This window comes from Pseudomonas sp. MYb2 (assembly GCF_002979955.1).
Taxonomy (GTDB): domain Bacteria; phylum Pseudomonadota; class Gammaproteobacteria; order Pseudomonadales; family Pseudomonadaceae; genus Aquipseudomonas.
Map to the genome: position 1 here is coordinate 136,403 of NZ_PCQC01000006.1, position 12,119 is coordinate 148,521.

Here is a 12,119-nt window from a genome sequence, read left to right on the forward strand (position 1 = left end):
TGATTCTCCTTGGGTTACGCGTTGGCTGAATCGCGCGGCACTGCTCTGCCAGACACACGCTGACGCTGCGCTGCCGGTGAGGTTGCGGGGTAGGCCGCGAGGTGATGGCGGAAAGACAGGGCCAGGGTGCAGAACACCAGAAACTCGGCGGAGCGATAGTTGGGGATCACGTACGCCACATAATTGGTGACGGCGAACAAGCCGATGATCACCAGCGCACTGGCGCGAAACTGCGCCGTCTGGTTGGCGGTCACGGCGCGGTATTGCTTGAGCAGTGCTTCGCCGAACATCAGGGCCAGCGCGCTCAGTTGGATGATTCCGCCGTTGAGCAGGGTTTCGACGTAGCCGCTGTGGGCGTTACCGATATAACCCCAGCGGGTAATGAAACCATCGGCATCGGGGCTGGACCAGAAGGCGCCGAAGCCGTAACCCTTGAGGAACTGCCCGTCGATAAACGGCGCGAGCAGTTCCCAGATCAAGGTGCGGTCGGTCAGTGACGGGTCACGACCGGCCATTTCCAGCAGCACCGCGAAGTTGCTGTAGAGGAACAGGCACACCAGTAGATAGAGGAGGGTGCAGCCGAGGAACATCAGCGGCGAATGGTTGATGCGCAAACGGATCAAGGTCAGGAAGTACCAGTAGCTGATCGCGCCGGAAACAATCAGCGCCACCCCGGTCGCCGACTGCGCGAGCAGGATCGCGATCAGCGAGAAAAACGCACAGAACAGCGCCCAGTGATTGCGTCGGCGAATCATCGGTAGCAATAACAGGATGGCGATCGCGTTGAGCCGGGCACCGGCATTCTTTTCGGCAAAAATCCCTTTGAAGGCGCCGTCGCGAATCCCACCGGACAGGAACGCGACGTCAGGCATGACCACCGCCAGGATCAAACCGATCAACGCCGCCACGCCGATGGCGCAGCCGAGCATGAAGGTGATTTTTTCCAGCGAATAGTTGTAGGCAATGAAACCGGCGAAAAACACCATGCTGAGCATCGCGATAAAGCGCTTGAAACTCAGCATCGGGTCGTGGGACCAGCCGATCGAGGCGATGACAGAAAACATGAACAGCAACAAAAAGAAGTTGCTGCGATAAAAGGTCTTGCTGAGGAACACCTTGTTGCGGATGAAGAAGAATAACGGCACCAACAGCGTGATCAGCCCGCAGATCTGATTGGCCACGTTGCCTTCGAGGTCTTTATTGATATCACCGAAGCTGGCGGCTCCACCCAGACCAAGGACAAAGGTAATCACCTGGATGTAGAACAGCACGCCGAACAAGGTGAAGCCGTCGCGTAATGTCGAATACCTGATCGCCAGTGTGCTCATGATGACGGGCTCCCGATCAACGCTTTGAGGTAGGTCTGCACCGCGCTGGCATTGATGAACCGGGCGGCGGCCTCCAGGCGCAAGTGACGCTGAAAGTTGCGCGGTGTGGCCAGTTGCAGGGTGATCGCCTGCGCCAGGGCGAGTGGATCGTCGACGTCGACCAGCGGTGCGACCAGACCGCCGACGAGGATGTCTTGCGGGCCATGGGGGCAACGGGTTGCCACCACCGGCGTGCCCGTGGATAACGCCTCTACCAAAGCGTTGGGACTGCCTTCGAAGCGCGACGACAGCACGAAGCAATCGGCGGCGGCGACCTCTGCCAACGGGGCATTGGCATAGCCCGGCAGATCGAAACGCTCCGCCACGCCCAGTGCGCGCGCCTGCTCCAGTAGATTGGGCCTGAGTGCACCCTCGCCAAAAATGATCAGGCGGGCGCGGCTGTCCGGCAATGCCGCGAACGCGCTGATCAAGGTGTCGAAGCCTTTTTGCGGGGCCAGGCGACCCACGGCGACAATCACTGGGGCGGATTTTTCCAGCAGCCAGCGGTGGCTGGGCAGGCCCGGTGTTTTCTCGCGAAAGTCGTTGTCGAGCACCGGGTTATCGGCAATGGTCACGTCTTGGCGGCGGGCGACGGTGGTGTCGACCAGGTCCTGGGCAACACCCCGCGAGACACAGATCACCGGGTTGGGAATCAGCCGATACAGCAGCGGCGCCAGCAGGTACGCGACGCGCACCATGAAGTCGGGGTTGACGTGCTTGTCATGGGAAAAGGCATTGCGCTCGCTGACGTGCAGCCGTGCCAGCGTGCCGGACAACGCCGCCGCCGCAATCGCCACCACGTTGACGTGGGTAAGGGCTGCCAGTTGTGCGTCAAAGCGATTGGCCCGCAGAAATCGCGTAAGAGCCGGCACTGCACGGACGCTGCGCGGACTATTCAACTCAACCTTCTTCACGCGAGGGTCGAGGTGCGCGGCGTGAATGCCGCCGCCGGTGAGCATTAACAAGGTCACGTCATTGCCCGCGTCCACCAGCGCTCCGGCCAGGCGCGCCATCATTTTTTCAGCCCCGCCGGCGCTGAGGTCATGCAGGATAATCAGCAGCTTTTTCATTGATTCCATACCTGGTAATACGCCTGCGCCGCGTACTGGCTGGTGTACTGACGCAGGGTGTCGGTGAGTCTGGTTTCGCTGAAGGTGACGTCATCGCGTGGGGTCAGGCTGCGCAGCATGCCGGCGGCCAGCGCCGGTACGTCGTTGACCCTCACCAGTTGGCCAAGTCGGCCGTTGTCCAGCAGTTCTCTGGGGCCGGTTTCGCAATCGCTGGCCAGCACCGGCGTGCCCAGTGCCAGCGCCTCGATCAACACCGTCGGCATGCCTTCTTGCACGGAACTCAAAATGAACAGTCGGGCGTGCCGGAGCAGCGGATAGGGGTTGCTCAGGAATCCGGTGAAATGCACCCGCGGGGCAATGCCCAGACGGCGGGCCTGAGCCGTCAGTGCCTCGCGCAACGGGCCATCGCCGACGATCACCAGATCCGGCAGCGCTGCACTGCGCAGTGCCAGCGCGTAGGCCTCGAGCAAAAGATGAAAACCTTTCGGTTCGACCAAACGGCCCAGACCCAACCAGTAAGCGCCGGGCAATCCGCCGGGTAGCGGCGCCTGCGAGGCTTGAAACAGCTGATCGGTGACCACCGCATTGGGGCAATACCGGATGCGCTGCTGACCCCAGGGCATCAGTTCGATAAGCGTCTGACGCAAGGCATTGGAAACGGTGACGACCTTGCCGCTGCCACACAGGTACAAGCTGTAGAGCAAGCGCAGGCTGGCGGGACCGGTGTTCTGTTCACTGCAATCAAGGGTCGCGTGGCGGCAATAGATGACTTTGCAGACATGGCCCAAGGTGGCGAACCAAGTGCAGAGGTTGGCCTGCTCCTTGGCGGCAATCAGGTGGGTGACGCCTTCACGCTGTATGAGCTGGCGCAACAAAACGATCGACTTGAGCAAACCGACGAGACCGCTGCCGCCGCCGTTGAAGCGCTGCACATCGGGGGTGTCGGGCACGTCTGCGTTGATAACGAAAAAACTCACCCGGCGGCCGTCCTTGAGAAACTGCTCGGACAGCCGTTGCTGAACGCGCTCGACGCCACCGCCCAGCTTGAAATCCTTGAGGATAAAGAGGATGTGCATGGTCATTCCCCCACACTGATGGCGACTTTGTGCCGGGCGAGCATTGTCAGCAGGTGCAAGAAGTTGCTGGGGTAATCGACGAGGTAGCGTTTGATCGTATGCGGCTCGCGGTACATTCGATAAAACGCGCGCAGGTGCAGGCGATTGATCAGCGCCGGGTAGTATTGCCGCGTGGCCAGCGCTTCCTGACGGATGAAACCGCCACAGGTGAAGGCAACGCCGCGAAAGCCTGCGCGCAGGGCGTCCTGTTCGAACTGTTCTTGCAGCCCGGCGCCCAGGCCAACAATGAGAATGTCGGCGGCGCTGCGACAGATGTCCGCTTGAATGTCTTCGGCCTCGGCAGCGTCGAAATAGCCGTTGTGATAACCGGCGATGGTCAACTGCGGATAAAGCGCCCCGATCTTGACGATGAACAGCTCCAGTTCGGCCTGCCGGGCACCGACGAAGTACACGCGCTTGCCCAGTTGCTCGGCACTGCCGAGGACAAGATCAGCGATCGAGGTGAAGTCAAAGCTGACCCGGCCAATCGTCCTGCCGGTGACGCGCGACATGAAGGTCGACATCAGCATGCCGTCGCAGAAATAGGCGACGCTGCTTGGGGTCTGCGCGAAAACGCTGCCGATGGAGGCAAAGTTGATAAAGGAATAGGCCTGGTTGGCCTCCAGTAATTTCGCCGAGTAATGCCCGACCAATTCCAGCTTCAGCATGGCGCGGCTCCTTCAAATGACTGAAGGGGTTGGCCGCCCCACGGAGATGTAGGTGAAGCCGCGTTTGCTCAAACGCTGCGGATCGAACAGATTGCGCCCGTCGAAAATCAACGGTTGTTTGAGCTGCTGGCTGAGCAGATCAAAGTCCGGCGCGCGGAACGATTGCCACTCGGTGACGATGATCAACGCGTCGGCATTTTTCAGCGCCGCTTCCTTGGTGCCGGCCAGCGTCAGGTCATCGCGCGCGCCATACAGGCGCTGGGCCTCTTCCATGGCTTTGGGATCAAATGCCTGAACGCTGGCGCCGGCGTGCCACAGAGCCTCCATCAATACGCGGCTGGGCGCTTCGCGCATGTCGTCGGTGTTCGGTTTGAAACTGAGCCCCCACAGGGCAAACGTCTTGCCGCGCAGGTGGCCGTCGAAGTGATTGAAAATCTTGCTGTAAAGACTGGCTTTCTGGTCCTGGTTGCGCGCCTCTACAGCCTTGAGCAGCCGGGCGTCGATATCGACACTTGTTGCGGCGTGGATCAGCGCTTTGACGTCTTTGGGAAAGCACGAGCCGCCGTAGCCCACGCCCGGGTAGATAAACTGGTAACCGATGCGCGGGTCGGCGCCGATGCCGTGGCGGACTTTTTCGATGTCGGCGCCGAGTTTTTCCGCGAGGCAGGCCATCTCGTTCATGAAGCTGATCTTGGTCGCCAGCATGCAGTTGGCGGCGTACTTGCTCAGCTCAGCGCTGCGAAGGTCCATGACGATGATTTTTTCGCGACTGCGATTGAACGGCTCATACAGTTCGCGCATCACCGCTTCGGCATGCGCGCTGTCGGTGCCGATGATGATCCGGTCCGGGCGCATGCAGTCTTCGACCGCGCAGCCTTCCTTGAGAAATTCCGGGTTCGACACCACGTCGAACGTCAGGTGGCTGCGATCGTTGCCGGCCAGCACCTGCTCGATACACGCACGCACCTGATCGCCAGTGCCGACCGGTACTGTGGATTTGTCGACGATGATTTGATGCCGATCCATGTTCAGCGCGATGGTCTGTGCCACGCTCAACACGTATTGCAGATCGGCCGAACCGTCTTCGTCTGGCGGTGTGCCGACGGCGATCAACAGCACATCGCCATGCTGAACGGCCTCGACCAGATCGGTGCCGAAGCGCAGACGACCACTCTGATAATTGTCGCGCACAAGGCTTTTCAGGCCCGGCTCGTAGATCGGCAGCGAGCCTTGTTTCAGCGCCTCGACCCGGGCCGCGTCGACATCGACGCAGAGCACGTTATGCCCGACCTCGGCCAGTGCGGCGCCCTGGACAAGGCCCACGTAACCAATACCGAATACGCTCACATTCATGGTCAAACCTCAGCTCGTTGTGAAGGTTGTCAACGCAGGGGCAGGGCGGGGATCAAGCGGTCGGGCAGGGGTCAATAGATGTTTTTCGAAAACAGCGTGAAGGGCGTCTTGATGAGAATTTTGATGTCGAGCCACAGCGACCATTGGTTGATGTAGTTGAGGTCTTGGGCGACGCGCAGTTGCATCTTTTCCACTGTCTCGGTTTCGCCGCGATGGCCGGTGATCTGGGCGAGGCCGGTGATGCCCGGCTTGAGGCGATGGCGGGCCATGTAGGCGCGCACCTTGCCGGTGTAATAAATGTTGTGGGTGACGGCATGCGGGCGCGGGCCGACCAGGGCCATCTGCCCGGAGACGACATTGAACAGCTGCGGCAATTCGTCGATGGAACTGCGGCGCAGGAAGCCGCCGATCGGGGTGAGGCGGGCATCGTCACGGGTGGCCTGGCGTACCTCGCGATCGTCGTGGATGTGCATCGAACGAAACTTCCAGACCTTGATCACTTCACCGTTGCAACCGTGGCGGGCCTGCTTGAACAGCACCGGGCCTGCGGAGGTGAGCTTGACGGCGACAGCCACCACCAGCAGCAAGGGACTGAGCAGGATAATGGCCGCGCCGGCCAGGCTGCGTTCAAACAGGTCCTTGCAAAACAGACTCGCCGGGTGCGAGCTGATCAGGCTTTCATTGAGGTAAATCGCCGGCATCCGCTCGATTTCCGAGATCGAATGGTTGAGCAACACCATGCTGCCGAAATCCGGAATCCACACCACGTCGACATTCATGTCCAAGAGGTCGATGTACAGCGCTTCGATGGTCGCCGCATGCGCCATGGTCAGCACGATGTAGACGCGGCGCACCTCCAGACGCGTGATGATCTCGCGGATCGCGGCAACGTGGCCGAGCAGCGGCAGAATGCTTGGCGCCGGGCCGCTGTTGTCGGCAGCGGCGATGAAACCGAGCACCAGCGCGCGGTTCGGTCGCGAGAGTTTTTTCGCCAGCTCATGAGCCGTCGGGCAGGTGCCGATGATCACCGAACGGCGCTCTTTGCAGACCCTGCGCGAGTGCAATCGGGCCAGGTAATGCAGGGGCAGAAAGCTTGCTGCCTGGACCACGAAACCCAGCACCGCCCAGACCATGATCACCTGCCGCGAGTAAATCGCGCTGGTCTGGGTAATGAAGGCAATCGCCGCCAGCACGGCCAGCAGAATCAGCCACGCTGCGAGCAATCGGCCGAGGCCGACCAACAGACCATGGCGCTTGTGGTAGACCTGCATCACGCTGTAAATCGGCACCGAACCGAGCACGGCGAGAATGATCAGGATGCGGTATTCGCTGTTCAGACTGCCGACGCGCCAATGCACGAGCAACATCAGCAGCGACGTGGTCAACGACAGCGCACACAGCCACTGGCCCCAGAAGGTCAGGCCTCGGCGGTGCGTCATGTGAGCGGTATAGAGCGGCGTCATGGGCTTAACCTCAAGGCAGCAGTCATGCATCAGCGCTAATCGAACGGACAGGACGTGTCGCCCGATGGCTATTCCGTAGCTCGGCAGAGGTGAAGCGGGTTGTGCGATGGCAGAAGGAGGCGTAGCGGCTGGCGTATTCGCCTAAGGTGTTACCTGGGCGCGAAATCGTAGTTATAGAACGCCCGGGAGTGTTGATAGCCGTACTTGCGCGCCTTGCGCAGGTCGACCTGGTTGAGCACGGTGCCAAACACCGGCACATGGCTCTGTTGCAACATGGCCAGGCCGCGCTGCACCTGGCTGATCGGCGTGCTGTCGGCCTTGACCACGTAGATCACGGCATCCGAATGCCGCGCCAGCAACAATGCGTCGCTGATCATCTCGGCTGGCGGTGAATCGATAATGATGTGGCGGTAACGCGACCTCAGTGCTTCAAGCATGCGCGCCATGCGCGGTGAGCTGAGCAGATCCTGCGGCGGTGGCTGTAACGGATTGAGCGAATCGGCCGGCGACGGCAGGCGCGGGGCGGCGAACATGTCCAGTGGTGGCGGCAGGACCTTGCCCGCCGGCAACATGTCCAGATTGCCCACCGAGACAATGCAGTCTTCAAGCCTGGCGGTGCCGGCAATGACATTCGCCAGCCCCGGGCTGTCTGGTGGGAAGTCGAAGTTCAGCGACAGGGTTGGCTGACGCATGTCGGCATCGATCAACAGCACACGCTCGAGTGATGTCAGCGAGCTGGCCAGATTGTTGGCAATGGTGCTTTTTCCCTCTCCGGCAACCGTCGACGTCACCAGCACCACCTGCGAGGGCATTTCGCTGCTTTGCAGCATCAACCAGGTACGCAGGTTGCGAATGGTCTCGGAAAAACGCGGGTTGTCGTTATCCTCGAACAAGCGCGCCAGTTGCCGACGGGTTTTCTTCGTCACCAGTGGCACGACGCTGAGCAGTGGAATGTTCAGCGCGCTTTCGATCGATTCGTCGGTTTTGAAGGTATTGCTCAGGCTCTCGAAGAGTAGCGCCAAGGCAACGCCGATCACCGCAGCGATCAACCCGACGATCGCGACAATCAAGGTTTTCCGCGGTTTGCTCGCGTCGACCGGAACAATGGCCGGGTCGACGATGCGCACCTTGGTCGAGTCCATGTCGGCGGTGGCGGTGGTTTCTTTCAAGCGAGTGACGAAGGTTTCATACAGCGCGCGGGAGCTGTCGACCTCACGCTGGAACTCGCGCAACTGGAACTCTTTACGCGCAATGTCCTGGATCTGCGCCTTGTTGCTGTTGAACGACTGACGCAACGAGGCTTCGCTGGCGGTGGCGAGCTGGTATTGCCGTTCAATACCGGCGACCACTTGCTGCACCTGCAATTGCAGGCTGGTGGTAGCGGTGCGCAATTCGGACTGCGCAGAAAGCAGGCTCGGGTGTTTTGGCCCATAGCGACCCGCCAGTTCATCCACCTTGGCTTGCGCTACGGCCCGGTCGGCCTGAAATTTCTGCACCAAAGGATTGCTCAGCACCGCAGGCACGCTGGAGAGCCGGCTCAGATCGCCGTTGCCCAAGGCCTTCGCCTGACGGTACTCGCTCTCGGCTTCAGCGCGGTTGCGCCTTGCGTCGACCATGCGATTGCCGGTCATTTCCAGTTCGTTGGCGCTGATGGTGGCAACGCCGCCAACGTCGACCAGACCTTGTTCTTCGCGGTAGCCCTGAAGTTTTTTCTCGGCGACGCGCAAGTTGTCGCGCAATTTGACCAGCCGTGTGTTCATCCAGGCCGTAGTGGTTTGCGAGGACTTTTCGCTGGTGTCGAGCTGGCTGTCGGTGAAGCCTTGGGCCAACGCATTGGCCGCCGCAGCGGCCAGAACCGGGTCGGGCAACTCGACCTCGATTTCGAGCAACTGGCTCTTGCCGACGAACTTGACGCTGGTGTGCAGCATGAGGTTCTGCGTGACCTGATTGAAGACGTCCTCTTCAGTGGGCTCGTCTATTTTGCTCAACGGCATCAACCGGCTCAGCCCCGGGATCCATTGATCAAGGTCGAGATCAGCCAACCACTGGCGCGGTGTAAACCAGGGCTTTGCTTGCTGACGCGGGTCGGTAACCGGGTGGGTGGTCAGGCCGAGTTTTTTCACTGCGCGTTCGGCAAGATCGCGCGATTGCAGGAGCGCCTGCTGGGTCTGCAAGTAATCCGTGGCGTTGCCGCCGGAATCCTTGACTTGCTGGAACGACATCAGCGGCGGGGTTTTATCGTTGAACAGCAAGGTGGTGCTGCCGATGTACTGCGGCGTGATGTTCGAGACCACAATCGCGGCCAGCGCAGCGCTCGCCAGCACCAGCCAGGCGATGCTCCATTTGGCGCGCCAGATCACTCTCCAGAGCTTTAACAGGTCAAGGGTGTCCTTGTCTTCGCTGTACTGCTGATGCAGATGCGCTTGCAGAGGACGTTCGACGTAGGTGCTAGGGCTGTTGTCCATGATTAGAAAAAGCCTTGTGCAATGGAAATGGTGTCGCCGGGGGCAATCGTTGTGTTGCGCGTCACGTCATCGGTGAGCGTCGCGCCGCCATCGCCGCGCAAAATGGTCACGCGTTTGATCGAGGCTCGCTCGGTCAGGCCACCACCCAGGGCAATGGCTTTCTCCAGGGTCAGGCCGGGCACGAACGGGTAGCTGCCGGGCTTCTTGACTTCGCCATTGATGTAGAAAGAGCGGTATTCGATCTGGCTGAGGCTGACTTTCGGGTCGATCAGGTAACCCTGTTTCAGCCCGTCGACGATGATTTTTTCGACTTGGCCGGGGGTCAGTCCCTTGGCGGAAATCTCGCCCAGAAACGGATAGGAAAAAGTGCCGGCATCACTGAGGCGGATCTTTTTCAGGCTCAATTCTGGCTCACCGAAGACGATGATGCGCAAGACATCGCCAGCGGCCAGTTTGTATTGGGTGCTGGGGTCTGCGGCAAAGGTATGAGGTACAAAAATCAGGGCGAACAGCAAGACGAGTGTGCGTGTGTTCATGTCGAGACCCTCTTAAAGGCTGACGTTGAAACTGATCTGGAACACGTTGCGGGTGAAGCTTTCATCGTCGGCATCGGAATCGTTGTCGCGGTACCGATAGCCCAATTCGATATCCAGCCAGCGGCGCATCGCGTACACCACGGCCAGGTTGTAGTCCTGCAGATCGTCGGTACGGCTTTGGCCTTCGTAGACATAACGGCCAAACCCGGCTTGTGCCACCGTGGTGATCCGTTCGGTCCAGCCGTGACGCCAACCGACCTGAGTGAACGTCGACTTCACGGCATCAGCGCCATCGTCGCCTTCGGCGAGGGCCTGACGAGCGACAAAGGTAAACGTCGAATAGGTTCGCGGTTTCCATTGCAAGTCCACTTGCCAGGTCGGGTTGTCGAGGTCTTTGGATTCGCTGTTGTCGAAGTTCTTGCGCTCATAACCGAGGCGTACTTTGCCGGTTGTACGTGCGGTGAAGTCCCACACGGCACCGGCCAGTACCGCATCGGATTTACTGCTGCGCGGGCTGTTGGCTTGCTGATAATCGAAGTCGGTGTGGTCATATTCCAGCAGGCCGCGAGTGTTACTGCCGATGCGGTGGTACCAGGTGCTGGTGAGGGCGGTGGTATTGCGTTCCTTGTCATCGTTGATGCCGTCGGCATTGTCGTAACGAAGTTGCGCGTAACTGGCGCCGACATCGATTTGGTTGTCGGCACTTTTAGCGCCGAAGGTGTAGAGCCCGCCCACGCGTTTATTGTTGAGCTTGTCGTTGATGCCCTCGACTGCCGTCGACTCGGTGCGCTCCCATTTACGGTATTCGGCGTCGAGCTTGAGACGATGGCGGTCGGTGAACTCCATGATGCTGTCGGCACGCACGCGCTGAGCGGTGTTCGAGGCATCCGAGTCGTCGTGATAGATATAACGCGTGGGCTGCCAGATCAGTCGAGTGGCGCTGTTGCGATCTTCCGCCTTGAGCTCGAAGGTCGGCGCCAGTTTGGTGATCATCGATGACTGTTTACTGTTTTCCACTTCGCGAAAGTTATCGTCATAACTTTCTGAAAACAAAAAGGATGGCGTGAAATCGAATCCGTAAACATTAATGGCCTGCGGATCGATACTCCACGCCATTCCAGGATAGAGCGAGGCCATCAGCAGTGCGACAGGGCATCGTGACTTCAAAGCCATGTTATAGCTCCTGAGCAAAGGCATATAAGGCAAGGGGTTAGTGATAGTTCTGAACGTTGGCTTGTTGGCGTTCGATCACGCTGAGTGGCAAGCAAACCGATTGTTCGCGATTCAGAAATTGCAGGAGGATCATCACGCGGTCATTGCCGTGCAAACCGAGAAACACGCCCTCCAAGGGTGCCAGCGGGCCGCTGACGATCTGCAGGTTCTGCCCCGGTTTCAGCGCCTCGTCCGGCCCCGACAGCGATGATTCGATACAGCGCACACGCAGGTGCTCGATGACGTGCTCTGCCACCGTCGCCGGCCCGTGATTGAATTCGACGATACGACTGACCCCGCGTGTAGAACGCAAGGGCCCCCAATTGTCGTTACGACTGAGTTGGATAAATAAATACCCGGGAAATAGCGATTCGCGCACTCGCTGTCGTTTCCCGCGAATGATGCGTTCACTGAGGAACTGCGGATGGAATACCACGTAATTCTGTTGAAGCAGATTGAGGTGAGCGCGCTCATCCTGACGTGGCTTGCATTGCAAGAGGTACCAAAAGGGACGTTCGGAGCTGATAACTGGCATGCTGGTAAACTCTGTAATGATCGAAAGTTTATGCAGGCAGAAGCTCTATCGAGGGCTAAGTAAGGGCAAATGGCGAAAGTCTGTTGTTATTTTATTAACACTGAGGTGTTTCAATCTTGAATCACACAGCGTTTCATTAAGGTGCGTCCAGCTGAGGCGTGACGCTATAGTGTGCGGCGCATAGGGAATAAGCCGCGGCTTAACTTTTCAGAAGACAAAGCTACCGCACGGTCTGCTCATGCAGCTTTAAAGATAGGTAACTAAGTAGTTGTCTCTGAAACGACAGGGCGCGAGTAGAAGTTGCTCGCGCCCTGTAAAAATGAACCTTGGTAGTT

Annotated in this window: 10 protein-coding genes; all 10 read right to left on the bottom strand. The window is 59.3% G+C overall.

Going from position 1 to position 12,119, the window contains the following annotated elements:
• Positions 1–14 precede the first annotated feature (14 nt).
• The 10 genes from CQ009_RS11965 to rfaH all read right to left on the bottom strand — a co-directional run bounded on the left by CQ009_RS11965 (position 15) and on the right by rfaH (position 11,784).
• Positions 15–1,328 carry an O-antigen ligase gene (locus CQ009_RS11965; protein WP_105706341.1) on the bottom strand — a complete coding sequence of 438 codons (1,314 nt, stop codon included), beginning with the start codon at positions 1,326–1,328 and terminating at the stop codon, positions 15–17.
• Positions 1,325–2,437 carry a glycosyltransferase gene (locus CQ009_RS11970; RefSeq protein ID WP_105706343.1) on the bottom strand — a complete coding sequence of 371 codons (1,113 nt, stop codon included), beginning with the start codon at positions 2,435–2,437 and terminating at the stop codon, positions 1,325–1,327. The genes CQ009_RS11965 and CQ009_RS11970 overlap by 4 nt, the downstream gene beginning before the upstream one ends.
• Positions 2,434–3,513 carry a glycosyltransferase gene (locus CQ009_RS11975; RefSeq protein ID WP_105706345.1) on the bottom strand — a complete coding sequence of 360 codons (1,080 nt, stop codon included), beginning with the start codon at positions 3,511–3,513 and terminating at the stop codon, positions 2,434–2,436. The genes CQ009_RS11970 and CQ009_RS11975 overlap by 4 nt, the downstream gene beginning before the upstream one ends.
• A 2-nt stretch (positions 3,514–3,515) precedes the next feature.
• Positions 3,516–4,220, bottom strand: coding sequence for a WecB/TagA/CpsF family glycosyltransferase (locus tag CQ009_RS11980; protein WP_105706348.1), 705 nt, complete (start codon positions 4,218–4,220; stop codon positions 3,516–3,518).
• Positions 4,221–4,232: 12 nt separating this feature from the next.
• Positions 4,233–5,573 carry a UDP-glucose/GDP-mannose dehydrogenase family protein gene (locus CQ009_RS11985; protein WP_105706352.1) on the bottom strand — a complete coding sequence of 447 codons (1,341 nt, stop codon included), beginning with the start codon at positions 5,571–5,573 and terminating at the stop codon, positions 4,233–4,235.
• 71 nt (positions 5,574–5,644) lie between these two features.
• Positions 5,645–7,036 (bottom strand): undecaprenyl-phosphate glucose phosphotransferase, encoded by a 1,392-nt coding sequence (locus tag CQ009_RS11990; protein ID WP_105706356.1) that lies wholly within the window; start codon positions 7,034–7,036, stop codon positions 5,645–5,647.
• Between the two features lie 149 nt (positions 7,037–7,185).
• The gene (locus tag CQ009_RS11995; RefSeq protein WP_105706359.1) at positions 7,186–9,501 is read right to left on the bottom strand and encodes a GNVR domain-containing protein; all 2,316 of its coding nucleotides are present in this window, start codon (positions 9,499–9,501) and stop codon (positions 7,186–7,188) included.
• Positions 9,502–9,503: 2 nt separating this feature from the next.
• The gene (locus CQ009_RS12000) at positions 9,504–10,037 is read right to left on the bottom strand and encodes a polysaccharide biosynthesis/export family protein (protein ID WP_064389972.1); all 534 of its coding nucleotides are present in this window, start codon (positions 10,035–10,037) and stop codon (positions 9,504–9,506) included.
• A 12-nt stretch (positions 10,038–10,049) separates the two neighbouring features.
• The gene (locus CQ009_RS12005; protein WP_330219028.1) at positions 10,050–11,234 is read right to left on the bottom strand and encodes an outer membrane beta-barrel protein; all 1,185 of its coding nucleotides are present in this window, start codon (positions 11,232–11,234) and stop codon (positions 10,050–10,052) included.
• A gap of 13 nt (positions 11,235–11,247) precedes the next feature.
• Entirely contained in the window at positions 11,248–11,784 is a 537-nt protein-coding gene (gene rfaH, locus CQ009_RS12010) for a transcription/translation regulatory transformer protein RfaH (protein WP_105706362.1), read from the bottom strand.
• Between the last annotated feature and the right edge of the window lie 335 nt (positions 11,785–12,119).

Bases quoted from the DNA above. Each gene is read 5' to 3' on its own strand.
- CQ009_RS11965 (WP_105706341.1), bottom strand. From the start codon at position 1,328: ATGAGCACACTGGCGATCAGGTATTCGACATTACGCGACGGCTTCACC.
- CQ009_RS11970 (WP_105706343.1), bottom strand. From the start codon at position 2,437: ATGAAAAAGCTGCTGATTATCCTGCATGACCTCAGCGCCGGCGGGGCT.
- CQ009_RS11975 (WP_105706345.1), bottom strand. From the start codon at position 3,513: ATGCACATCCTCTTTATCCTCAAGGATTTCAAGCTGGGCGGTGGCGTC.
- CQ009_RS11980 (WP_105706348.1), bottom strand. From the start codon at position 4,220: ATGCTGAAGCTGGAATTGGTCGGGCATTACTCGGCGAAATTACTGGAG.
- CQ009_RS11985 (WP_105706352.1), bottom strand. From the start codon at position 5,573: ATGAATGTGAGCGTATTCGGTATTGGTTACGTGGGCCTTGTCCAGGGC.
- CQ009_RS11990 (WP_105706356.1), bottom strand. From the start codon at position 7,036: ATGACGCCGCTCTATACCGCTCACATGACGCACCGCCGAGGCCTGACC.
- CQ009_RS11995 (WP_105706359.1), bottom strand. From the start codon at position 9,501: ATGGACAACAGCCCTAGCACCTACGTCGAACGTCCTCTGCAAGCGCAT.
- CQ009_RS12000 (WP_064389972.1), bottom strand. From the start codon at position 10,037: ATGAACACACGCACACTCGTCTTGCTGTTCGCCCTGATTTTTGTACCT.
- CQ009_RS12005 (WP_330219028.1), bottom strand. From the start codon at position 11,234: ATGCCTTTGCTCAGGAGCTATAACATGGCTTTGAAGTCACGATGCCCT.
- rfaH (WP_105706362.1), bottom strand. From the start codon at position 11,784: ATGCCAGTTATCAGCTCCGAACGTCCCTTTTGGTACCTCTTGCAATGC.